The following is a 23,712-nucleotide window of genomic DNA, read 5'->3' on the forward strand; positions in this document are numbered from 1 at the left end:
AACGCCCTTCTAAGGCGTGGGCCAGGAGTTCGAATCTCTTAAGACGCACCATATTATCGGGGTGTAGCGCAGATGGGAGCGCGCGTGGTTTGGGACCATGAGGTCGCAGGTTCAATCCCTGTCACCCCGACCAATTTTAAAATTAAATATGCGGGTATAACTCAGTGGTAGAGTGCTAGCCTTCCAAGCTAGTTATGAGGGTTCGATTCCCTCTACCCGCTCCATTTTTTTTTGCTTTTTGAAGAAATATGCACCCATAGCTCATTCGGATAGAGCGCTGGACTTCGAATCCAACGGTGGCAGGTTCAAATCCTGTTGGGTGTACCAAGAATATTAAGCTTAAATAGCTTTTGAATAATTTGTATTTATGTAACAACTGGTTAATGCTTAAAGGATTAGAGTATATAATTACAGTGGATTGGGACAAGTGTATACGCTTGTCCTTTTTAATTTAATTTTTATGTCATATGCAGTAATTATATAGACATAGTGTATAACTAGAAAAAAAATAGCGCATAGTAATTACTATGCGCTATTTTTTAACCATCTATATTAAAGTTATTTTTGCGGTTTAAGTATGAATATATATTTTTAACTAATATTTTAACAATATTATAAATTGGTACTGCTAGAAAAGCTGCAAAGAAGCCTCCGAAATAAACACTTACAGTAACGACTAAAATTGTTGTTAGCGGATGCATATTAAGTTGGTTTCCTGTGATATTTGGAGTTATAACATTACCTTCTAGCTGTTGGACTATAATTGTGAGAATTACTATTTTAAGTAGCATACCAAAGCCCATACTTAAGGAAATTAGAAGGGCAGGTAGTATGCCGAGTATTACACCTAGGAATGGTATAAATGCTGTTATAAGTGAGAATAACGACAATACAAGAGCATTTGGCATACCTATGACAACATAACCAATAAACATTAGTACACCAATTATAGAAGCGACCATTACTTGAGATGTTATATAGTGCTTTAGCGCTGTATCTATTTCATGAAGAATTTTTAATAATGTATGTTTAATTCTTGTAGGTAGAAAGGTGCAAAATGAAGTATATATCTTTTTATCGTCTTTTAGAATATAAAACATTATTATTGGTATCAGTATAAGTTGTGCTATAAAATTACTAATTGAGCTAGCGAAAAAAAATACATTTTTAGAAATATCGGTGAATGAATTCATTATATAATTTGCACTCTGTTCGAGAATTTGATTTATATTAAATAATTCACCAATTTTAGGAAATAGATGTCCGTATTTATCAGTTAAACTTTGTACAGATGTTATAATAGATAAAACTAAGCTTTCACCTTGAGAAGCTATAATAGATGAAGCATATAGGGATATATAAATAAGTATTAATAAAATTAGTAGAATAGATATTGCTGTAGAAACACCGCTTGATAAACCTTTATTCTGTAAAAATCTTTTTATTGGCCTAACGAGGTAGTATAAAAAGATTGCTAGTACTATTGGAATGAATATGGCATTAAGCACTGTAGTTACCGGGGAGAGGACAAAATCCATCTTACTGAAGAGTGATATCCCAACTAATAATAAATTTACGATTATAAGATATTGTATTATTTTAGAGTTTTTGTTCATTATTTCCTCCTTAATATAAAGACTAAATTTTACTGGTAATAGTAAAATTAAAAATACATGCTAGATTATTTCTTTAGCATGTATTTTAGTTTATCTATTTTAGTTATGAAGAGTTGATAAAATCTTTGGATACTCCTCGTCGATTGCTCTAAATATTATGGCAAGCATTTGGAAAACTAAATCTGAATCAAAGTTATCATTAAAAGGTATTGATATTTTAGCACTTATAACATTAGTATCTTCATAGAAAGATATATATTTATAAGTAGAATTTAAGTCATTAAAAAGAGCGTATAATTTAGCTTTATCTAAGTTGTTGGGTACAGAGGTTATGTGAAAGCAGAATATATCAGCTAAAGTATCATCATCGCGTAGGGCTATAACAGCTCTTCTTTCTTGGCCACCGCCTAGAACTGGTTTTGTAACTCCATCTACAGTGATTTTTTCAGGAAAAGTAAATATTGTAAAGTCATCTAGGTTAAGACCTTTATTCATATAAATTTTATGTTCATTTATATAGTTTTCGAATTTGATTGCATTGTCTCTCATAGAAGTTATCCCCCTTAGTAAATATTTATAAGATAATAATTTTGAATATTACATATATTTTAAATTATTATCTCATAAAAGCGGTATTTAGTAAATAGAAACCATATAACTTATTAGTGTATGGTTAAACTTTTAAAAATATTCTAAAACTGTGGAGAAAGCTGTGGATTATGTGGAAAAATATGTAAGACTAAAGTGCTGTATTTTTTACATTGCTTAAAGTTTTACATATTAGGTATTCTTGAAGTTCAGAGCAGTGAGCTTTATCCATGGGAGGAATACCTTCTAATCTGTACTTTAAGCCCATAGTTTCATATTTGTTGACACCTAGTAAGTGATAAGGTAGTAATTCGATTCTATCAACATTCGGAATCTCATTTAAAATAATGGAACTTATTTTATCCATGTGGGTGAAGGTGTCTGTGTAGCCAGGGACTACAACATGGCGAACCCAAACTCTAGAACTTGATTTTCTTAGGGCTGATAGAAAGGTGTTAACATCGTTTGTATCTCTTCCTGTTAGGGTAACGTAGCCATCATTATCAATATGTTTTATATCTAACAGCACTAAATCTGTATATTTTAAGATTTCATCATAATTTCCATAGCCGTAGCCAGAAGTATCAATTGTAGTGTGGATTCCATGTTCTTTACATTTTTTTAATAGTTCCAATAAAAACTCAGGTTGCATAAGTGGGTCACCGCCAGAAAATGTAACACCGCCACCAGAGGGAGCGAAATATGGTTTAAACCTAATAAGTTTTTTAATTATTTCATCAACAGTAAATTCTGTGCCATCTTTTAAATGCCAGGTATCGGGGTTGTGACAATATGCACATCTTAATTTACATCCTTGAAAGAATACTACAGTCCTTATTCCAGGGCCATCTACAAGTCCCATGCTTTCTATTGAGTGAATTTTTCCTTTTACCAAGCTGAAACACCTCCAAAAGTTAAAAGTAATATAATTAGCTTTATGCAAAAATAACTTAGTAATTTTTCTATAAAAATAATTATATTAAACCGTGAATATATATATATAAAATAGAAATACCTGTTTTGTTAGGTATTTCTATTTTGATTTAAAATGGAATTACATTGATGCGTGGAAGGTTCTGTTTATAACATCTAATTGCTGTTCTCTTGTTAATTTAATAAAGTTAACAGCGTATCCTGAAACCCTAATAGTTAATTGAGGGTATTCTTCTGGATGATCCATAGCGTCTAGCAATGTTTCTCTATTAAATACATTAACATTTAGGTGGTGAGCATTTTGACCAAAGTATCCATCTAATAAGTTACTTAGATTAGAAATTCTATCGTCGGCTGACTTTCCTAGTGCATCTGGTATTATAGAGAATGTGTTAGAAATACCATCTTGTGAATCTTCGTATGGTAATTTAGCCACAGAATTTAATGATGCTAGTGAACCACTATTATCTCTTCCGTGCATTGGGTTAGCTCCTGGAGCAAATGGTTCTCCAGATTTTCTTCCACATGGAGTTGTACCTGTTTTCTTACCGTACACAACGTTAGATGTTATTGTAAGTACTGATTGAGTATGGTAAGCATTTCTATAAGTCTTATTTTTTCTTATCTTTTTCATCATATTTTTAACTAAGTATACTGCTATATCATCTACTCTATCATCATCATTTCCGTATTTAGGGAAATCTCCTTCGATCTCGAAGTCTACAGCTATACCTTGCTCATTTCTTATTGGCTTAACTTTAGCATATTTAATTGCAGATAATGAATCTGCACATACTGAAAGTCCGGCAATACCGCATGCCATTGTTCTAAATACATCTCTGTCATGTAAAGCCATTTGTAATGATTCGTAGGAGTATTTATCATGCATATAGTGGATGATATTCAATGTGTTAACATAAAGATTAGCTAACCAATCAGTCATAACATCAAATTTTTCAACAACCTCATCATAGTTTAAGTATTCAGAAGAGATTCCTTCCATTTTAGGTGCAACTTGAACCCCAGACTTTTCATCTACTCCACCGTTTATTGTATAAAGTAAAGTCTTAGCTAAGTTAACTCTAGCTCCAAAGAATTGCATTTGTTTACCAACTCTCATTGCAGATACACAACAAGCTATTGCATAGTCATCACCCCAGTAAGGTGCCATTAAATCATCATTTTCATATTGAACAGAGCTTGTATCAATAGAAGCCTTTGAGCAGAAATCTTTAAAGCCCTGAGGTAATCTTGTTGACCACAACACTGTTAGGTTTGGTTCAGGAGATGCACCTAAAGTATATAGGGTATTAAGCATTCTAAATGAACTTTTAGTTACTAGTGATCTTCCGTCTAGTCCCATACCTCCAATAGATTCAGTAACCCAAGTCGGATCACCAGAGAATAAATCGTTATATTCTTGACCACGTAAAAATTTAACTAGTCTTAACTTCATGACAAAATGATCAAATATTTCCTGAACTTCAAATTCTGTTAAAGTACCATTTTCTAAATCTCTTTGGGCATATATATCAAGGAATGTAGAAGTTCTACCTAATGACATTGCCGCACCGTTTTGTTGTTTAATAGAACCTAGGTATCCAAAGTATAACCATTGAACAGCTTCTTGCGTATTCTTTGCCGGTGTTGATATGTCAAGTCCGTATCTAGCTGCCATTCCCTTTAATTCTTTAAGTGCAACCACTTGATCAGAAAGCTCTTCTCTTAATTGGATTATATCTGCATCTATAGTTCCAACTTCTAAAGTTTTCTTTTGTGCTATTTTATCTTCTATTAATCTATCAACTCCGTATAGAGCAACTCTTCTATAGTCACCTATAATTCTACCTCTACCATAGGCATCAGGTAATCCAGTTACTATACCGTATTTTCTAGCTATTTTCATTTCATCGGTATAAGCATCAAAAACTCCTTGGTTATGAGTTTTTCTATATTTAGAAAAGATTTCTGATATTGAAGGTGAAACTTCATAGCCGTAAGATTTAGCTGCATTTTCAGCTGTTCTAATTCCACCTTGTGGCATTACAGCTCTTTTAAGTGGTGCATCGGTTTGAACACCAATAATTTTTTCTAAGGCTTTATCTATGTATCCAGGTTCGTATTCGTTTATTCCTGATACTGTATCAGTATCAACATCTAAAACGCCACCGTTATCTCTTTCTTTTTTAAATAAATCACTTACTTCATCCCATAACTTAGTAGTGGCTGTTGTAGCGCCAACTAAGAATGATGAATCACCGCTATATGGGGTATAGTTTTTTTGAATAAATTCTCTTACGTTAATCTCTTTTTTCCATAGTACACCATTAAATCCATTCCATTCGTTAAACATATTACATCCTCCTAAAACCTTCATATTCAATAGTTTATTTCTATAATCGTAAAAAACAGAGTTTATAAAACTGTTATATATAACTTAAGTAAATTATCAGACATACTTGAATAACTAAGTTTTGTCTGCTTCATCTGTTACAATTGTACAACTATAACAGGTGAAACACAACTGTTTTTTAAATAATAAAATAAGTTTGATTATTCAGAAAATAACCATTAGGTATTTTGCGTTTATAAAATGGGGAAAACATATTAAGCTGGACTACAATCTATGAAAAGTCAAGTTATATTTTTGGGAATTATTAATAATTAAATACTGCATTAAGTCTTAAAAATTACAACTTAATAGGTGGTGGCTGTAAAAAAGGAAGCTAATTAAATAGTATAATGTGCTAAAATAAATTTAGAGGTGAAAAATATAAAACTTAATAAATTCAAATAATAAAATGTTAATTTTCTTAAAATTGAGTTATAATAATTTTGTATGTAATTTATTGTGTATAAATAAATTGGTTGAATATGGAGGTATAAACTGTGGGTAAAAAAATAAGTATGTTTAGTAAAGACTATCGTAGACGGTTGAAACTAAGACGTATAAAATATATGGCTATGATTATAACATTTTTTATAATAGCTGGAATTGGGGTGGGGATGGCTTCTTCCGATAGAAAATTTATATTTATTAGAAGTCTTATCTCTCGTGAAGATTCTAATGCGAATGAAGAAATAAATCCAAGTGGAGAGGTTGAATCTAAGGAGCAAGATAATATAGAAAATGATAAGGTGGAAGTGAAAATACCCAATGTGGTAGAATCTTTTGATGTTAAACTGCAATCTGGCCAAGGGGTTACTGTTAAATACGAAGAAATTGAGGCTAAAAGAAAGATTCAAGCTATAGAAGGTACTAAAGAGATAAAGTGCAGCTTATCTCCGTCAAAGGAAAAGGCACTAATTTTAGAAAAAAGTTCTCAAAGTATATATTTGGTGAATGCTGACGAAACTTTAATAGATATAACTAATACTAAATATGTATCTACAACTAATGAAGTTTTCACGAAAGAGAGCGTTATTAAAAATAATCCATCATATAAATGGATTGAAAATGCAGAATTTATAGATGATAATAACATTGCATATACAAGTGGATTACCTTGGATTAAAGATACTGGAGATAGATATTTGTGGATAGTCAATCTTGAGAATAATGCACATACAGGATATTTTAATATAAAAGGAAAAAATGTTACATTTGGAGAAGTTACTAGTAATGGAGTTTTAATTTATTTGGATGACAAAGAAATTAAAGTGAATAAATATGGAGAAACGATAGAGTGAATATATATAAGTATAAAAGTATTGTAAATAGTAACATGGTTATTGTATAATTTATAAGGTAATATTTATTTTCTTATCATAAATTTAGAGTATCGCATATTATATGTGGACATTAAGTGTGGAAGATGCTATTTATTTTGATAAATTTATGTTATAATTTTAAGAAATTAAGAGTTGGTAATATTAGGAGGAATAAGTAATGAACGTTAAAATTGAAAAGCTAGAAAAGAACGTTGTGAAATTGGAAGTAACAGTGGGAGCAGATAAGTTTGCAGAAGCTATAAAGAAATCTTATGCTAAAAATGCTAAGAATTTTAATATCCCAGGATTTAGAAAAGGTAAGGCTCCAATGAACATGATTAAACAACATTATGGAGAAAGTGCTTTCTATGAGGATGCAATAAACTATATATATGATACAACATATCCACAAGCATTAAATGAAAATAACATAAGCCCAGTGGATTACCCAAGTATAGATATAGTACAAATCGGTGAGGGTAAAGAGTTTATATATACTGCATTAGTACCTGTAGTACCTGTAGTAAAATTAGGGTCATACAAAGGAATAGAAGCTAAAAAAGAAACAGCTGAAGTTACAACTGATGATATAGAAAACAAAATTAAACAGTTACAATCTCAAAACACAAGAGTTGAAGTTAAAGAGGGAGCTATAGTAAAAGGTGATATAGCTGTTATTGACTTTAAAGGTTATGTTGATGGAGTTGCATTTGAAGGTGGAGAAGGTAATGACTTTGAACTAGAAATAGGATCAGGAAGCTTTATTGATACATTTGAAGATCAATTAGTTGGATTATCAGCTGGAGAAGCTAAAGATGTTAATGTTACTTTCCCAGAGCAGTATGGTAAAGATGACTTAAACGGTAAGCCGGCTAAGTTTGAAGTAACGGTTAAATCTGTTAAGGTTAAAGAATTACCAGAAGTAACTGATGAGTTTGCTAGTGAGGTTTCAGAATTTGAAACTTTAGAGGAATTAAGAAATAGCATTAAAGTAGAATTAGAAAAAGCTAGTGAAGTTAAAGCTGAAAATGAATATGAAACAGCTATAATGGAAGCAGTAGTGGCTAATGCAGAAGTAGAAATTCCAGATGCAATGGTAAACAGAGAATTAGACGGAATGTTAGAAGACTTAGGGAATAGATTAAAATACCAAGGATTAGACATAGAAAGCTACTTTAAGTTCACTAATACATCAGAAGCAGATTTTAGAGAACAAATGAAAGACATAGCAGCTAAAAATGTTAAAAATGAATTAGTTATAAGCGAAATAGCTAAAGCGGAAAACATTGAAGCAACAGAAGAAGAGATAAAAGCAAAAGCTACTGAAATAGCTGGTAAATATGGTGAGGCGGATAAACTAGAGGAAACAATTGAGCGTTTAGTTAAAGTTCAAAGAGAGTACCTTGGAATCCAAATCATAAATGAAAAAATCAAGAATTTAATAATGGAAAATAGTAAAGCTATTTAATAAAAATGATAATTGCCAGTATATACTGGCAATTATTTTAAAAAAAATAGGTTGAAAAAATCTAGTTAGGATATAATAGAAAATATTCTAATAGAATTACAACAGCAAGGAGGTTGTATTTATGAGCTTTGTACCAATGGTTGTAGAACAAACAGGTAAAGGTGAACGATCTTATGATATATATTCGAGGTTATTGAAAGAAAGAATTATATTTTTATCTGATGAGGTTAATGACGTTACAGCAAGTTTGACTGTAGCGCAGCTTTTATTTTTAGAGTCAGAAGATCCTGATAAGGATATATATTTATATATAAATAGCCCAGGAGGATCAATAACTTCTGGTATGGCTATTTATGATACTATGAATTATATTAAACCTGAAGTTTCTACTATATGTATAGGAATGGCAGCATCAATGGGAGCATTTTTACTTGCAGCAGGACAAAAAGGAAAGAGATATGCATTACCGAATAGTGAAATAATGATACATCAACCGCTAGGTGGTTTTAAGGGGCAAGCAACGGATATTGATATTCATGCAAGGAGAATTCTTAAAACAAAACAGACACTTAACGAAATCCTAAGTGAAAGAACAGGTCAATCCCTAGATAAGATAAAAAATGATGTTGAAAGAGATTATTTTATGTCAGCAGATGAAGCTAAAGAATATGGATTAGTAGATGAAGTAATAATTAAAAAGAAATAGCTTTAAAGGGGTGTCAACATGCCAAAGAATGAAGAAAAGAAAAAGTTTAAATGTTCTTTTTGTGGGAAAAGTGAAGAACAAGTAAGAAGACTTATTGCCGGACCAGGAGTATATATATGTGATGAGTGTATAGAACTTTGTTCAGAAATTATAGTAGATGAAAGAGAAGAAGATGTTCAAATTGACATGGGCGCATTACCTAAGCCTAAAGAGATTAGAAAGTACCTAGATCAATATGTTGTAGGACAAAATGATGCGAAAAAGGCATTGTCTGTAGCGGTGTATAACCATTACAAAAGAATAAATTCAGCTATTGTTGATAGTGATATAGAACTTCAAAAGAGCAACATACTTCTTTTAGGGCCAACAGGTTCAGGTAAGACCTTATTAGCACAAACATTAGCTAGAATGTTAAATGTACCATTTGCAATAGCTGATGCTACAACACTGACAGAAGCAGGTTATGTAGGTGAAGATGTAGAGAATATTCTATTGAAGTTAATTCAAAATTCTGACTATGATGTGGAAAGGGCAGAGCGAGGAATTATATATATAGATGAAATAGATAAAATTGCACGTAAATCAGAGAATCCATCAATAACCCGTGATGTGTCAGGAGAAGGTGTGCAGCAAGCATTGCTTAAAATTCTTGAAGGAACTGTATCATCTGTACCGCCACAAGGTGGAAGAAAACATCCACATCAGGAATTTATTCAAATAAACACATCGAATATATTATTTATTTGCGGTGGAGCTTTTGATGGTTTAGAGAAGATTATTACAAGAAGAACTCAAAAATCAGCTATGGGATTTGGGGCAGAAGTTATGTCTAAGGAAAACCAAGATGTAGGTGGACTATTTAAGCAGATAATGCCAGGTGATTTATTGAAATTTGGATTAATTCCAGAGTTTGTAGGAAGAATACCTGTAATAGTAACTTTGGATAATCTAGATGAATCTGCACTTGTAAAAATATTGAGTGAGCCTAAAAATGCATTAGTTAAACAGTATCAGAAGCTTTTAGAAATAGATGATGTTAAACTTGAATTTGATGAAGCATCACTTAAGGCGATAGCTAAAGAAGCTATTAAAAGAAGTACTGGAGCTAGAGGACTTCGAGCAATAATTGAAGATATAATGCAAGAAGTGATGTACGAGGTGCCTTCACGTGAAGAAGTAGAAAAGGTAATAGTACACGAAGAAACTTTAACTACTAAAATTCCGGAATATATTATTGCGGATAGTGGAAAAAGAGAACCTTTAAAATTAGAAAATAAGAAAAGTGCAAAAAGAAAACCTGAACTTGCATAACAAGAAAAAACTGCTGATTATCAGCAGTTTTTTCTTGTTATAGAATATTAATCCAAAATATTGATAATAATACTATTGTAATTCATAAATTAGCGAAAGGGAGGGAGAGTTAGTTTACTCACGAAGTAGGCTAGCATTTAGATGGAACCAGTGGGCATATTGATAATGTTTATACAATTGTTAGTTACAATAGTAATGGGGTTTTACTTTTTTAATGCATTAAAGGGGCAAAAGACATCTAAAGTTATAATAAATAAGGAAAATACTAAAGAAATAGAGAAACTCCGAAAATTGAAGAGCATAAGTTTGACTGAGCCTTTAACAGAAAAAAGTAGACCTACAAATTTCAATGAAATAATTGGGCAGGAAAAAGGAATTAAGGCATTAAAGGCAGCTATATGTGGTCCTAATCCTCAACACGTAATAATATATGGGCCACCAGGAATAGGTAAAACAGCTGCAGCTAGATTAGTGTTAGAAGAAGCTAAATTGATACCTTCATCTCCATTCAGATCATCTTCACCCTTTATGGAAATAGATGCAACAACTATTAGGTTTGATGAAAGAGGAATAGCGGACCCCCTAATTGGTTCTGTGCATGATCCTATATATCAAGGGGCTGGTCCTTTGGGTATTGCTGGAGTGCCACAGCCTAAACATGGCGCAGTTACAAAAGCACATGGAGGTATTTTGTTTATAGATGAAATAGGAGAATTGCATCCTATAGAGATGAACAAGTTGCTTAAGGTCCTTGAGGATAGAAAAGTATTTCTTGATAGTGCGTATTATAATAGTGAAGATCCAAATATGCCTTCGTACATTAAAGAGATATTTGAAGAAGGACTTCCAGCAGATTTTCGGCTTATAAGTGCAACCACTAGAAATCCAGAAGATATAGTTCCAGCAATAAGGTCAAGGTGTGTTGAGATATTTTTTAGGGGTCTAGATGGAGATGAAGTTGAAGTCATTGCGAAAAATGCGGCAAATAAAATCGGTATATTAATAGATGATGAAGCAGCAAAGCTAATAGGTATATATGCAAATAATGGTCGTGATGCAGTAAATTTAGTTCAATTGGCTTGTGGGATTGTAATAAATGAAAATAGAAATATTATCGGAGTAAATGAAGTTCAATGGGTAATAGAGAATGGTCAATATTCGCCAAGGCCCAATAAAAAGATCTGTTCAAAACCTAAGATTGGATATGTAAATGGGTTAGCGGTATATGGGTCTAATATAGGTTCGGTTATGGAAATAGAAGCTAGTGCCATAGAAACCCATGGAAGAGATGGAAATGTTAAAATAACAGGTATAGTTGAGGAGGAAGAATTAGGCGAAAGAGGAAGGAAACTTAGGCGTAAAAGTACAGCTAGAAATTCTGTTGACAATGTGATTACAGTTCTTGAGAGATTTTATAATATAGATGTAAGAAAATATGATATACATGTGAATTTCCCAGGAGGAATACCTGTAGATGGACCTTCAGCAGGTGTAAGTATGACAACAGCAATATATAGTGCAATTACAGGGCGATTAGTAGATAATAAGGTTGCTATGACAGGTGAAATATCAATTCATGGAGAAGTAAAACCTGTAGGTGGTGTTACAGCGAAAATTGATGGGGCTATTAAAGCTGGAGCAACAAAGGTATTAATCCCAAAGGAAAATTGGGTGGATACTTATGCAAATTATAAAGGTATAATGGTAATTCCGATGGGAAATATCAAAGATATAATTAATGAGGCTATAATACAGGAACAGATACTTAGGGTAAACCTGGAGAATAAGGATCAAAGTTTTATATTGAATACTAATTCACCTCAACTAGATGCATAATGTAATCCCTAGGTAAGTTTATAAAATATTAAACTTCCTAGGGATTAATTTAATTGAAAAATTATATTTTTATAGGTATAATATACTAGTCTAATTATAAATAGAAAGATAATGGCATATATTTTATATTTTATATAAAAGATAGAAACTTTTAAACAGAAATGAGGAGAGAGTATGGAGAATACATTAACAAAGCTTCCGCTAATACCTTTAAGGGGATTGGGCATCTTTCCACACATGGCTTTGAATTTTGATATAGGAAGAGAAAAATCAGTAGAAGCAATAAATGTAGCTATGAAGAATGATCAAAAAATATTTATAGTAGCTCAAAGAGAAGCTAGTATGGAGGAACCGGCTAGGGAAGATATGTATAGTGTAGGATGTGTGTGCACTATAAAACAATTCATGAAACTTCCAGGAAATCATCTAAGAGTACTAGTTGAGGGAGAATGTAGAGCTAAAATAGTAAACTATTTTGATGAGGAACAGTGCTTAACCTGTGAAATAGAGGAAATTCATGATGTACCAATGGAAGATGAAGCAGAAACACAAGGATATAAAAATTCTTTAAATGACATGTTTGGAGATTACTTAGAGTTAGTTGGAGATGATTTTAAGGAGCTTGTAACAGAATTAGAAGAGGAAGAAGATAATGATGTATATTGTGATGTAATAAGTGCATTTTTACCTTTAAAAGTAGAGTTGAAACAGGAACTATTAGAAATTATATCTATTAAAGAAAGAATGGATAAACTTCTAGTAATATTAAAAAAGGAAATAGAAATAGTAAAAATAGAGAAGATCATTAGTAATAAGGTAAAGGCTAGGGTTAACACATCTCAAAAAGAATATTATCTTAGAGAACAATTGAAGGTAATACAAGAAGAACTTGGAGAAGAGGATGAGTTAACTAAAGAATTATCAAATTATGAGAAGTTAATAGTAAAAAACAAGTTGCCAAAGGAAGTAAAAGCTAAAGTTGAATATGAGATGGGTAGGCTTAAAAATATTGGAGTTTCATCTCAAGAGGGATCGGTTATAAAAACCTACCTTGACACTGTTTTTAGTATGCCTTGGAATAAGCTAACAAAGGATAACTTAGATATAAAGAATGCTAGAATAGTTTTAGATGAAGAGCATTATGGGTTAGAGGATGTTAAGGAACGTATTATAGAACATCTAGCAGTGAGAAAAATGAGCAAATCTTTGAAGTCGCCTATAATATGTCTTGTTGGACCTCCTGGAGTGGGGAAAACATCAATAGCTAAATCTGTCGCCAATTCATTAGGTAGGAAGTTTGTAAGAATGAGTTTAGGTGGCGTAAGAGATGAGGCTGAAATTCGAGGTCATAGAAGAACTTATGTAGGTGCAATTCCAGGAAGAATTGTAACTGCATTGAAAGAAGCTGGATATAAAAACCCTGTATGTCTTTTAGATGAGATTGATAAAGTATCTAAGGATTATAAGGGAAATATAGAAGATGCATTATTAGAAGTTCTGGATTCAGAACAAAACAAAAGTTTTAGGGATCATTACCTAGATGTAGAATTTGATTTATCTAAAGTACTATTCATAACCACTGCAAATACATTGGACACTATATCAAGACCACTCCTTGACAGAATGGAAATAATTGAGGTTTCAGGATATACTACTGAGGAGAAGTTTGAGATAGGTAAAAGATATTTAATTCCTAAGGTTATGAAAGAATATTCAATAGAGGAAGAACAAATTACAATTACTGAAACTGGACTAAGAACAATAATAGAAGCATATACAAGAGAGTCTGGCGTTAGAAATTTAGAAAGAAAAATATCCTCAGTAATTAGAAAAGCCATAACTGAAATTATGGAAGGTGATAAGGATAAAATAACAATTAATCCTTTGATGGTTAAAAAATATTTGGGTGCTGAAGTTTATAACTATGATGATTTAGAAAAAGAGAATAAAATTGGAGTAGTTACTGGACTGGCATGGACTGGATATGGCGGTGACACACTTCCAGTGGAAGCGACAGCAATGGAAGGTGATGGAAAACTTCAACTTACAGGTCAACTTGGAGATGTAATGAAGGAGTCTGCAAAAGCAGGATATAGTTATGTTAGAACACATTGTAATGAATACGGTATAGATAAGAACTTTTATAAGGTTAAAGATATACATATTCATATACCAGAAGGTGCAATTCCAAAGGATGGACCTTCTGCAGGTGTAACGATGGTAACAGCTATGATTTCAGCATTAAGCGGACGAAGAATAGATTACTCGGTGGCAATGACAGGAGAAATAACTTTAACAGGTAGAGTACTTCCTATAGGTGGACTTAAAGAAAAAAGTTTAGCAGCATATAGAATGGGAATAAAAACAATAATTATTCCTAAAGATAATGAGAAGGATTTAAAAGAGATACCTAAGGTTGTAAAAAATAAAATAAAATTTATACCAGTAGAAAAAATAGAAGATGTATTGAAGAATGCACTAATTGGAGAGATAAACAATGGAAATTAAACAATCAGAATTCAAGATATCAGCAGTAAAACCTAATCAGTACCCGGATGATGGAATGGTAGAGATAGCATTTGTAGGGAGATCTAACGTAGGAAAATCGTCACTAATTAACACTTTGACTAATAGAAAAAAATTAGTTAAAGTAAGTGGAACTCCAGGAAAGACAAGACTTATAAACTTTTTCACTATAAATAATGGTTTTTATTTTGTGGATTTACCGGGATATGGATATGCAAAGGTATCTAAAAGTGAGCAAGCTAACTGGGGCGGCATGATGGAGTTATACCTTACTAATAGGTGTCAGCTAAAAAAAGTAATGTTGCTAGTAGATTCAAGACATAAACCAACTGCTGATGACATATTAATGTATGATTGGATTAAGCATTATGGATATGAAGTAATAGTTGTAGCTACAAAGAAGGATAAACTTAAGAAATCAGAAATTCAAAGTAGTAGAAAATTAATAAAGGAAACACTAAATCTTTCTAATGATGATAAAATTATGTTTTTCTCATCATTGAATAGAGATGGAAAAGAAGAATTGCTTGAAGAAATATCTAATGGATTAGATATTTAAAGTACATTGAGGCTATTGAATTAATTTCAATAGCCTTTTATTAAACAAGATAATATTTATAGTGCTATCACATATACTATATACGTATATGAAAAAGGGTGGGGTTTATTTGAAATTTATAGGAAACTTGTTTATCATAATTATGATTTATGTTATACCATTAATTACTTACTTGAAAACTGTTAAGATTAATAGGAATTCTAAATTAATTAAAACTTTGGTAGCTATAGTATATGTGGTTACATGTATCATTTTACCAGAGATGCTAACCAATATATTACCATTCATTTTAATAATTTTTACTCTTATTAATTGGAAAAATAATGAACAATTTCAAGGTGAATATGAAAATTATAAATTTTCATTAAAAAATTTTAAAATAGGAAAAGCATTTAAGTATGTTGGTATTACCTACGGACTTACATTAATGGCATCCTATATAAGTTATTGTATATTATCAATTTTAAAAATTCCAATGGAGCAACAAGATGTTGTGACTATGCTAAATAGTTACGATTTGAAAAATTTCATTATAACGATACCATTTACTGTTATATTTGCACCGGTAGTAGAGGAGTTTACGTTCAGATACATACTTTTTAGTAAGGGATTTAGAAATGGTATAGGTAAAAAAATTCCATTTTTCATATCAGCAACATTGGTGAGTCTTGTATTTGCGGGAGCGCACTTTAGCATAACAGCATTTGCTTTGTTGTTTGTCATAAGCTTTTATAACTGCTATTTAGTAGAGAAAAAAGGATTTTGTTATGCTGTTTTTACCCATATGGTTATTAATGGAGTTACAACTACAGCATTACTTATTAATAAGATGATTTAAAATATATAGCACCTTATAATTTTCAAGATTGAAAATTATAAGGTGTTTTTTTTATCACAAATTTTACAGGAGTACATATAGTGTAGTATGGAACCTACATTAAATATTTAAAATTCAGAAATACAAGGGAAATGTAGATAAACTAATGATAAATAAAATTAATTTAATCTTGAAAAAATAAGTGTCAAAAACTAATGCTAATCATATATTGTACTATACAAAAGATGATATATATGAAAAATAATAGGAGGAAAAAAATATGAGCGACTATTCAAAAATATTTCAAATGTTAAATGACACATGTACAGATGAAAACGCATGCTCAACACCATTAGGGTTTGGGAATGGTAAGATACTAATTTGGATACTATTATTCTTTGTTTTGTGCAGAGGCGGAAATGGCTTTGGCTTTGGTGGCGGATGTGGCGGAAACAATTGTGGATTCGGAGGAAACCTTTGTGGAAATAACTGTGGATGTGGAGGAAACTCTGGCGGGAATAACTGTGGATGTGTAACAAACAACTGTGGATGTAATAATTGCTGTTCTTGTAACGATTGTTCTTGTTGTGATATATGTAGTTGCAAAGAGAAATGTTGTTGCTGTGGCGGAACAGTAAAATGTAAAAAGAAATATGAAAATTATATTGTAGATGTAGTTCCAAATTGCTGTAATTCTAATAGCTGTGGAAATATGAACCAATGTGGAAATGTTGGATTCGGAGGCAATTGTGGATTTGGCGGATTTGGTGGAAATTGGTGCCAAATAATTTTATTAATAGCTATTTTCTGTCTAAGAAGAGGTTCATGTAAACCAGAAATATGCTAAAGCATAATATATAGAAAATCAACAGATGAGTAAAGATAAATAAATACTGGAGGAATGAATAAATGTGTGGATGCTCAAATAATCAAAATAGTTGTCAACCTTGTACTATTATTTTAATAATAGTAATTCTTGCAAATCAAGGATTGCTAGATGGTTCACCAAAATCAAAGAATGCATTAACATTACTTTTCTTATATTGGTTATGTGGAGCTAATAGAGGAAATGGAAGTAATTGTTCAACACAGATGGTAATGCCAACTAATTGTGGATGTAAACCAAGTTGTATATGCAAACCAAGTTGTGAATGCGAATGTAAGTGCAAAAAAAGTTGCTGCAAATGTAAAGAGAAAAAATGCAAATGCAAAAGAATAAAAGTATGTTGTAATAATACCTGCTGTAATAACTAAGATTAAAGTTTAGATAGCAAAGGAATTGAAGAAATACTAGTAAGATTAGAATAAAATAGAAAATAAAACTAAGGCTATTAAGTGATTAATTAATGATAATAAGAGAAGGAGATATCGTTATGTGTGGATGTGGAAATACAGGTAATATGGGATGTTCAGGATTTGGATTTCAACCATGTACAATTTTATTAATAATCGTAATTCTTAAGAATCAATGTTTGTTAGATACAGAGTGTAACCCAGGGGCTAAAAATGCATTAACTTTAATATTCTTATATTGGTTATGTGGAATGAATAGATCAGGATCTAACAGTTGTGGTAATATGGGGTGCGGTAGCAATAATATGATGTGTGGCTGTGGAAGCAATAATTGTGGATGCTGTCAAAGAAGAATCTGTTGTAATAACAGATGTTGCTAACAAGTACAATTTATTAAAATAAAACAAGTGAAAATCGAAAGATAAAATAGGATGTAAACCATTGCCCATTATAGGGGGGTTTCTAGAAAGGTAAGAAAATTAGCAGTCCATGTTTTCATGGATTGCTTTTTTAAAATTTTCAATAATTATTTGGAGAGGTGAGCTAATGGGAAAGCATAAGCATAGACGAAGAGAAGGTGAAAATATCCATGAACAAAATCAATATGTTGGTGGATACAACGGGAATATACCGATGGGTGGGAATACTCAAATGAACGGAAATATGCAAATGAATGGGAATATGATGGGTAGTGATGGGAATATGGGACAGGGTTTTAATGGAAATAATATGGGCATGAATAACAATCAAATGGGAATGGGAAATAGTAGAGGAGGGATGAATGGGAATCAAATGAATATGATGAATAATAACAATCCATTGGCAAACATACTAGGAGGTCTTGGTGGAAATTCGGGTGGAATTTTAGATTTATTAAGTATGTTGGGGTTAGGTGGTGGATCGGGATTAACTGATGGTGGTGGAGATATAATGGGTATGATATCATCCTTAATGGGTGGTGGGAATACACAAGGCACTAACTTAGGATTTAGTAGTGGTCAAGAGAATAAAAAAGCTAACTCAATTGAAGATTTATTGTCTAAAATTACACCGCAAGATATTGAACAAATTCAAAATATGTTAGGAAATATGAACCCTAATAAATCGGTTAATGAAAATATGAAGAGCGCAAGTACTGAAAAGAAGAAGAGTGAGGAATCTGTAGATGAAATACTTGCAAATCTTGACTTTAATTCAATATTAAACAATATGAATAATATGGATCTTTCACAAATGGATTTTTCGAATTTAGACTTAAGTGACATAGACGTAGACGATAGCTTTGTAAATGGAAATATTACTACAGTAAGAGATGAAGATATAATTGAAGAGAACATATTTAGAGGAGGCAGAGGGTTAACAACAGAAGAATATAACAAACTTGTAAATATACTTATAAGACTTATAGAACCTAATAAAATTAAATTGTTACAAAAATTCTTAGATGAGCATAGAAAAGATTAGAAAAGATTAGAAAAAATATTTATTTTAATATGTATAAAAACATTTAATTGGTTAATAATAATTAATGTAATGGGAGTTAAAATCTCCATATCCTCTAAAAGAAATTTTAGAGGTCCCCCCATCCCCCTTGGGACCTAATAGGTCCCGTTTTTATTTTTTTGATTAAGTAAAATATATATTAGACTGGGTTTTGTATTTTGGGGAATTGGTTAAATTAGATTTAAAGATTATTGTGGCGGCAAAATTAGGGATTACTTAATTGATAGTAAGTGATGCAATTGTGGGAAGAGAGTGATTATTTTCGTATATACTTGTAGTTAAATTAATAGTAATACTATTAACATCATTGTAGTTTAAATTACTAGTAACTCTAAAGTTTAATTTCCAATTATTGGATTTAATACTATCATCTTTATTAAAAGGTAAATTAGTAAAATATCCATCTTGGAATATAAGGGAATTAGAATTTTCAAAAAGTGAAGAAAGTTTTTGAATATCATTACCTTTGATTTGAGGATTAATATAATCTGGAAGATTTAAAGGTAAACAAGGGACACTTTCAATAAAACATATAAAATCATTGATTGTATCAATATCAGGTAATAAATTAGCTTCAGAAAAATTAATTTCAATTAAACTTTCATCAGTATACAGATACTCATTGATATAAATATTATCATTAGTAAAATTACCTGAAAATAACGTTGTAGTTTCACCATCGAAATTATGGTTAATACCAACTATATTATTAGTTGAACAGAATAAATCACTATATTTAGATTTATTCCATGAAAAAACATGTTGTATAGCTTTGTTGTGAAAGGAACTTTGAATAACTATATCTTTGAATTTAGAATTAGTAATATTGGGGGTAGAAATACGGATAGGCCAATAATCACATAATTCTCCAAGGGTTTGAAGGTCTTTATCATAATCTAAACTATAAGTTATATTATCATTTAAATTAATTTGAGATATTAATCCATCATTAGTTCTTTCTAAGAGAATTGTATCGCTTTTACCATCTCCATTTAAATCTTCATAGAATATACCTTCATTATTACATAAATTAAAAACATCTTTAGATGTAGGGGTATTGCTAAGATTAAATACAAAGCATGCTAGCCCTGATAAAATTAGAAATAGGGTAAATAATTTAGTTGTAAAGTTTATTTTTTTAAACACTATAATCACCTCATGTTAAATTATATGTGTATAGTGTTGGAATAATTATTATAAATAAAAAAAGAGATTAGAATTCTAATCTCTTTTTTGGGGTTTGCACTGAGGGCATATTCCGTAAAAATATACTTTGTTAGAAATAATATCATAGTTAGTATCGTCTTTAACACTATTATTTAAGTGATCAAAGTTAACTCCTTCTAAATCGTCTACCTTAGAACAACACATGCAATTAATATGAGGATGTGGATAAGAAGAACCATCATATCTGAAATTGCCTTCACCGACATTAAGTTCTTGTATAAGGTTAACCTCTACTAAAACTTTTAAGGTCTTGTACACAGTAGCAAGGCTCATAGTAGGATAATCCGCTTTGATGGCCTTGTGAATTGTTTCAGCTGATGGATGTTCTGTTGTAGATTTCAAGTAATTATATACAGCTATACGCTGAGGTGTAAGTTTAAGTTTTTTTTCTTTAAAAACTTGAGTAAAATTAATATCCATAATATCACCTCTAAAGCTTATTTACTATAAATATTATATAATAAAAATTATCCGTTGTAAATATATAAAAATTATAATTAACATAGAAAAAATTAAATTAAATTTAAGAATTTAATTCAATTAATTGGGAATCAATCATATACATAATATATGAGAGGGGGAGATGGCTTGAGAAAAACATATGTGTTAGATACTAATGTTATACTTTATTCATCAGGAGCGTTATTGTCTTTTGGTGATAATGATGTTGTAATACCGGAGGTAGTGCTAGAGGAATTAGATGATTTTAAAAAAAATAAAACAGATCTTGGACTAAATGCAAGGCAAGCATCTAGAATTATTGATGGATTACGAAAACATGGAAATGTAAATGTGGGAGTTCCTCTTCCAAATGGTGGTCGGTTAAGAGTAGAGGTGAACTGCTTAAATACTGAAATGCCTGAATTTTGGGATAAAAATAAGGCAGATAATAGAATACTTCAAGTGTGTAAAGGATTAAAAGATGCAGGTGAGGAAGTTATATTAATTACAAAGGATACATTTGAGAGGATAAAAGCTGATATAGTAAATGTGAAAAGTCAAGATTTTTATGAAAAAGTAGTTCCGGAAGACGATGAACAATATACTGGAAGGATTGAAGTTTATATATCATCTGAAAAGCTCTCGGAGTTTTATACAAAAAAAACTATTTCAAAGGATGATATAGTTTGTTATTTAGAGGAGAGTGACAAATACTATATTCCTGAACTTTATGTTAATCAATTCCTTATAATGTATTCATTAGAAAATAAAAAACACAGTGCATTGGGAAGATTTGATGGAGAAAATATAGTTCACTTACGTTATAAGGATAGTAGACCGCTTGGATTGAGTACTAGAAATGTAGGTCAAAGATTTATGTTAGAATGCTTATTTACGGACTCTACATCGGCACCTTTAAGTATAATAAAAGGACCAGCAGGAACGGCTAAAACTTTATTTTCATTAGCAGTAGGATTGCAGAAAATCATGGAAGAAGAAACAGGAGAGTATAGAAAAATATTAGTTTGCAGGCCTAATGTTACTATGGACGAAGAAATTGGATTTTTACCAGGTACAGAAGAACAAAAAATATCACCGTTTATGAGGCCTATATTTGATAATTTAGAAGTTTTAGTGGATTCAGATGAGAAAGAAAGATATAAAAATGAAAAAGAGTTACAAGATAAGGTAAGCGAATTGTTTGATAGAAGAATAATAACAACAGAGGCTATAGCATATTTAAGAGGCAGATCTATAATTAGACAATGGGTAATTATAGATGAGGCACAAAATCTTTCGCCAAAGCAAGTTAAGGCTATAACTACTAGAGTTGGATATGGGACAAAACTTATATTAATCGGAGATCCAGATCAAATAGATCATCCATTTATGGATTCAAGGTCGAATGGATTGTGTTATGCATCAGAAAGAATGAAGGGAAGCAAACTTTGTTATCAAGTATCTTTAAAATATGAAGAGTGTGAAAGGTCGCCATTAGCAAATGAGGCAGCACAACGATTATAATAATATTATATAAATACAATATATGAAAATTTACTTGTATAAAGTATGTTAAAATAAAGGTGATATGAAGAACAAGCATTAAGTGAAATTCACTTTTGATTGTTCTTCATTTTTAAATGTAAATATGAACTTTATTGTGAAGTTTTAAATATAATATTAAAGAAAAATTATAAAATTATTCTAAAAATCAATAGTTAAATATGATATACTAGGATTATTGTAGGAGGATGGATAAGATGAATGATTATATATTAGGGAAAATACTATCCATACCAGCGATTTTAGTTGCATTTACATTTAAAGGATATGTGCAGGCTAGGATAGCTATGAAGCTTGGGGATGATACACCTAGGCAATATGAGAGAAATACCTTAAATCCATTAAAACATATTGATATGATAGGATTTATATTTATGATACTTATAGGTTTTGGGTGGATAAAACCAGTAGAGATTAATAAATCAAACTTTAAGGATTATTACAAGGATGATTTAAAGGTAAGAGTTGGTGGAATAGTTACAACGCTAGGAATAGCTGTGATAAGTACAATAATTTTAGTTGTATATTTAAAGTATGTATCAGCAAATGAAGTTACATATATAATACATATGATTATTTTAAATATAGCATTGCTAAATTATACGTGGTTTATGTTGAATTTGCTTCCTATACCTGGTTTTGATGGATTTCAAATAATAACGAATTTGTTGAGAGGTAAAGGAGAAAAATTTCAAAGTATTATGTATAAAAACAATATGTTTATTTTCATAATATTAGTATTACCGTTAATTGGGAATAAATCTATTTTAGATATAATAGTAGGAATACCGGGTATAATGATTTTTAATGCGGTTTTTGGGGCTGTATCTACTATTTTATAAATATAATGTGGAAACGCACATTACAGAATACTAATTTTATATAACGTTAACTAATTAAAATACTGACTTAAATTAAGGAGAGACATTTATGAGACTACGCAAAAAATATTGGGCTAAACCAGAACTAGAAGCAAGTGACATAGTTGTATATGACAAATATGATCATTGCAACAATTGGAATGAGGAATTTGGAAACAATAACCCTATTCACCTAGAATTAGGATGTGGAATGGGGGGACATATTACAAAAAGAGCAGAAAAGAGTAAGGATGTAAATTACGTTGGGATAGACTTAAAGGATGAGGTTTTAGTTTATGCCTTAAGAAAGGTTAAAGGATCTAGACAAGAGGATTCAGTAGAAAAAGATATAAATGTTAGATTAATGGTACTGAATATAATGCTTATAGATAATGTATTCGGCAAAGATGAGATTAGCAAAATATATATCAATTTTTGTAATCCGTGGCCTAAAAAGAGTCATAATAAAAGAAGACTTACTTATACAAAATTTTTAGAAGCTTATAAGAAGTTTTTGAAACCAGGTGGAGAGATTTGGTTTAAAACAGATGACACAGAGCTTTTCAATGATTCCCAAGAATATTTTAAAGAAAGTGGATTTTCATTGGAGTTTGTAACCTACGACTTACATAACAGTGGTTTTGAAGATAACATAGTTACTGAATATGAAGGAAAATTTACGTCAATGGGGATGAAAACAATGTGTTTAGTTGCAAAACTAAAGTAATCATAGAAAACTTATAAATATTTAAAT

General features: G+C 31.0%; 21 protein-coding genes and 3 tRNA genes. 18 read left to right on the forward strand and 6 right to left on the reverse strand.

Translation table 11 applies throughout. The features are described from left to right. Positions 1-57: 57 nt before the first annotated feature. From RSA29_RS16735 to RSA29_RS16745, 3 genes are all read left to right on the forward strand, one after another. Positions 58-133 (forward strand) — tRNA-Pro (locus RSA29_RS16735). A 17-nt stretch (positions 134-150) separates the two neighbouring features. Further along, a tRNA-Gly gene (locus tag RSA29_RS16740) sits at positions 151-224 on the forward strand. Positions 225-250: 26 nt separating this feature from the next. Then, positions 251-327 (forward strand) — tRNA-Arg (locus RSA29_RS16745). Positions 328-539: 212 nt separating this feature from the next. Here RSA29_RS16745 and RSA29_RS16750 read toward each other — a convergent pair. From RSA29_RS16750 to pflB, 4 genes are all read right to left on the reverse strand, one after another. Beyond that, positions 540-1,616: an AI-2E family transporter gene (locus RSA29_RS16750; RefSeq protein WP_346944088.1), complete on the reverse strand. Its 1,077-nt coding sequence runs from the start codon at positions 1,614-1,616 to the stop codon at positions 540-542. A 99-nt stretch (positions 1,617-1,715) separates the two neighbouring features. Beyond that, positions 1,716-2,165, reverse strand: a complete 450-nt coding sequence (locus RSA29_RS16755; protein WP_346933757.1) for a YbjN domain-containing protein — start codon at positions 2,163-2,165, stop codon at positions 1,716-1,718. Positions 2,166-2,355: 190 nt separating this feature from the next. Next, positions 2,356-3,099 carry a pyruvate formate-lyase-activating protein gene (pflA, locus tag RSA29_RS16760; RefSeq protein WP_346944087.1) on the reverse strand — a complete coding sequence of 248 codons (744 nt, stop codon included), beginning with the start codon at positions 3,097-3,099 and terminating at the stop codon, positions 2,356-2,358. 159 nt (positions 3,100-3,258) lie between these two features. Further along, positions 3,259-5,490: a formate C-acetyltransferase gene (pflB, locus tag RSA29_RS16765; RefSeq protein ID WP_346944086.1), complete on the reverse strand. Its 2,232-nt coding sequence runs from the start codon at positions 5,488-5,490 to the stop codon at positions 3,259-3,261. Positions 5,491-6,026: 536 nt separating this feature from the next. On the opposite strand from pflB, the gene RSA29_RS16770 reads away from it, so the two are divergent. The 12 genes from RSA29_RS16770 (at position 6,027) to RSA29_RS16825 (ending at position 18,828) form a co-directional block, all read left to right on the forward strand. Then, complete coding sequence (locus RSA29_RS16770) at positions 6,027-6,827, forward strand: hypothetical protein (protein ID WP_346944085.1); 801 nt, start codon at positions 6,027-6,029, stop codon at positions 6,825-6,827. Positions 6,828-7,026: 199 nt separating this feature from the next. Beyond that, a complete protein-coding gene (tig, locus tag RSA29_RS16775; protein ID WP_346933753.1) occupies positions 7,027-8,316 on the forward strand; it encodes a trigger factor in 1,290 nt (429 codons plus the stop codon). Between the two features lie 121 nt (positions 8,317-8,437). Then, a complete protein-coding gene (gene clpP / locus RSA29_RS16780) occupies positions 8,438-9,022 on the forward strand; it encodes an ATP-dependent Clp endopeptidase proteolytic subunit ClpP (protein WP_346933752.1) in 585 nt (194 codons plus the stop codon). An 18-nt stretch (positions 9,023-9,040) separates the two neighbouring features. Beyond that, positions 9,041-10,333: an ATP-dependent Clp protease ATP-binding subunit ClpX gene (gene clpX, locus RSA29_RS16785; RefSeq protein ID WP_346944084.1), complete on the forward strand. Its 1,293-nt coding sequence runs from the start codon at positions 9,041-9,043 to the stop codon at positions 10,331-10,333. A gap of 150 nt (positions 10,334-10,483) precedes the next feature. Beyond that, on the forward strand, positions 10,484-12,169 hold the full coding sequence (gene lonB, locus RSA29_RS16790; RefSeq protein ID WP_346944091.1) for an ATP-dependent protease LonB: 1,686 nt from the start codon (positions 10,484-10,486) through the stop codon (positions 12,167-12,169). Between the two features lie 174 nt (positions 12,170-12,343). Continuing rightward, entirely contained in the window at positions 12,344-14,677 is a 2,334-nt protein-coding gene (gene lon, locus RSA29_RS16795) for an endopeptidase La (protein ID WP_346944083.1), read from the forward strand. Then, a complete protein-coding gene (yihA, locus tag RSA29_RS16800) occupies positions 14,667-15,254 on the forward strand; it encodes a ribosome biogenesis GTP-binding protein YihA/YsxC (RefSeq protein ID WP_346933749.1) in 588 nt (195 codons plus the stop codon). The genes lon and yihA overlap by 11 nt, the downstream gene beginning before the upstream one ends. A gap of 109 nt (positions 15,255-15,363) precedes the next feature. Next, the gene (locus RSA29_RS16805; RefSeq protein WP_346944082.1) at positions 15,364-16,092 is read left to right on the forward strand and encodes a CPBP family intramembrane glutamic endopeptidase; all 729 of its coding nucleotides are present in this window, start codon (positions 15,364-15,366) and stop codon (positions 16,090-16,092) included. A 259-nt stretch (positions 16,093-16,351) separates the two neighbouring features. Beyond that, on the forward strand, positions 16,352-16,918 hold the full coding sequence (locus tag RSA29_RS16810; protein ID WP_346933747.1) for a hypothetical protein: 567 nt from the start codon (positions 16,352-16,354) through the stop codon (positions 16,916-16,918). A gap of 62 nt (positions 16,919-16,980) precedes the next feature. After that, on the forward strand, positions 16,981-17,325 hold the full coding sequence (locus RSA29_RS16815) for a hypothetical protein (protein ID WP_346933746.1): 345 nt from the start codon (positions 16,981-16,983) through the stop codon (positions 17,323-17,325). 92 nt (positions 17,326-17,417) lie between these two features. Then, positions 17,418-17,744, forward strand: a complete 327-nt coding sequence (locus tag RSA29_RS16820; protein WP_346944081.1) for a hypothetical protein — start codon at positions 17,418-17,420, stop codon at positions 17,742-17,744. 166 nt (positions 17,745-17,910) lie between these two features. After that, the gene (locus RSA29_RS16825) at positions 17,911-18,828 is read left to right on the forward strand and encodes a hypothetical protein (RefSeq protein ID WP_346944080.1); all 918 of its coding nucleotides are present in this window, start codon (positions 17,911-17,913) and stop codon (positions 18,826-18,828) included. A gap of 255 nt (positions 18,829-19,083) precedes the next feature. On the opposite strand, the gene RSA29_RS16830 is transcribed toward RSA29_RS16825, so the two are convergent. Both RSA29_RS16830 and RSA29_RS16835 read right to left on the reverse strand, forming a co-directional pair. Beyond that, positions 19,084-20,013 (reverse strand): hypothetical protein, encoded by a 930-nt coding sequence (locus tag RSA29_RS16830; RefSeq protein WP_346944079.1) that lies wholly within the window; start codon positions 20,011-20,013, stop codon positions 19,084-19,086. A gap of 75 nt (positions 20,014-20,088) precedes the next feature. Then, a complete protein-coding gene (locus RSA29_RS16835) occupies positions 20,089-20,517 on the reverse strand; it encodes a Fur family transcriptional regulator (RefSeq protein ID WP_346944090.1) in 429 nt (142 codons plus the stop codon). 165 nt (positions 20,518-20,682) lie between these two features. Here RSA29_RS16835 and RSA29_RS16840 point away from each other — a divergent pair, with 165 nt between their 5' ends. The 3 genes from RSA29_RS16840 (at position 20,683) to trmB (ending at position 23,685) form a co-directional block, all read left to right on the forward strand. Continuing rightward, on the forward strand, positions 20,683-22,059 hold the full coding sequence (locus RSA29_RS16840; RefSeq protein ID WP_346933741.1) for a PhoH family protein: 1,377 nt from the start codon (positions 20,683-20,685) through the stop codon (positions 22,057-22,059). Positions 22,060-22,295: 236 nt separating this feature from the next. Then, entirely contained in the window at positions 22,296-22,940 is a 645-nt protein-coding gene (locus RSA29_RS16845; RefSeq protein WP_346944078.1) for a site-2 protease family protein, read from the forward strand. An 88-nt stretch (positions 22,941-23,028) separates the two neighbouring features. Continuing rightward, positions 23,029-23,685: a tRNA (guanosine(46)-N7)-methyltransferase TrmB gene (gene trmB / locus RSA29_RS16850; RefSeq protein ID WP_346944077.1), complete on the forward strand. Its 657-nt coding sequence runs from the start codon at positions 23,029-23,031 to the stop codon at positions 23,683-23,685. Positions 23,686-23,712 lie beyond the last annotated feature (27 nt).

The organism is Clostridium sp., from assembly GCF_036660475.1.
GTDB lineage: Bacteria > Bacillota > Clostridia > Clostridiales > Clostridiaceae > Clostridium_J.

Bases quoted from the DNA above. Each gene is read 5' to 3' on its own strand.
- RSA29_RS16750 (WP_346944088.1), bottom strand. From the start codon at position 1,616: ATGAACAAAAACTCTAAAATAATACAATATCTTATAATCGTAAATTTA.
- RSA29_RS16755 (WP_346933757.1), bottom strand. From the start codon at position 2,165: ATGAGAGACAATGCAATCAAATTCGAAAACTATATAAATGAACATAAA.
- pflB (WP_346944086.1), bottom strand. From the start codon at position 5,490: ATGTTTAACGAATGGAATGGATTTAATGGTGTACTATGGAAAAAAGAG.
- tig (WP_346933753.1), top strand. From the start codon at position 7,027: ATGAACGTTAAAATTGAAAAGCTAGAAAAGAACGTTGTGAAATTGGAA.
- clpP (WP_346933752.1), top strand. From the start codon at position 8,438: ATGAGCTTTGTACCAATGGTTGTAGAACAAACAGGTAAAGGTGAACGA.
- clpX (WP_346944084.1), top strand. From the start codon at position 9,041: ATGCCAAAGAATGAAGAAAAGAAAAAGTTTAAATGTTCTTTTTGTGGG.
- lon (WP_346944083.1), top strand. From the start codon at position 12,344: ATGGAGAATACATTAACAAAGCTTCCGCTAATACCTTTAAGGGGATTG.
- yihA (WP_346933749.1), top strand. From the start codon at position 14,667: ATGGAAATTAAACAATCAGAATTCAAGATATCAGCAGTAAAACCTAAT.
- RSA29_RS16810 (WP_346933747.1), top strand. From the start codon at position 16,352: ATGAGCGACTATTCAAAAATATTTCAAATGTTAAATGACACATGTACA.
- RSA29_RS16815 (WP_346933746.1), top strand. From the start codon at position 16,981: ATGTGTGGATGCTCAAATAATCAAAATAGTTGTCAACCTTGTACTATT.
- RSA29_RS16820 (WP_346944081.1), top strand. From the start codon at position 17,418: ATGATAATAAGAGAAGGAGATATCGTTATGTGTGGATGTGGAAATACA.
- RSA29_RS16825 (WP_346944080.1), top strand. From the start codon at position 17,911: ATGGGAAAGCATAAGCATAGACGAAGAGAAGGTGAAAATATCCATGAA.
- RSA29_RS16845 (WP_346944078.1), top strand. From the start codon at position 22,296: ATGAATGATTATATATTAGGGAAAATACTATCCATACCAGCGATTTTA.
- trmB (WP_346944077.1), top strand. From the start codon at position 23,029: ATGAGACTACGCAAAAAATATTGGGCTAAACCAGAACTAGAAGCAAGT.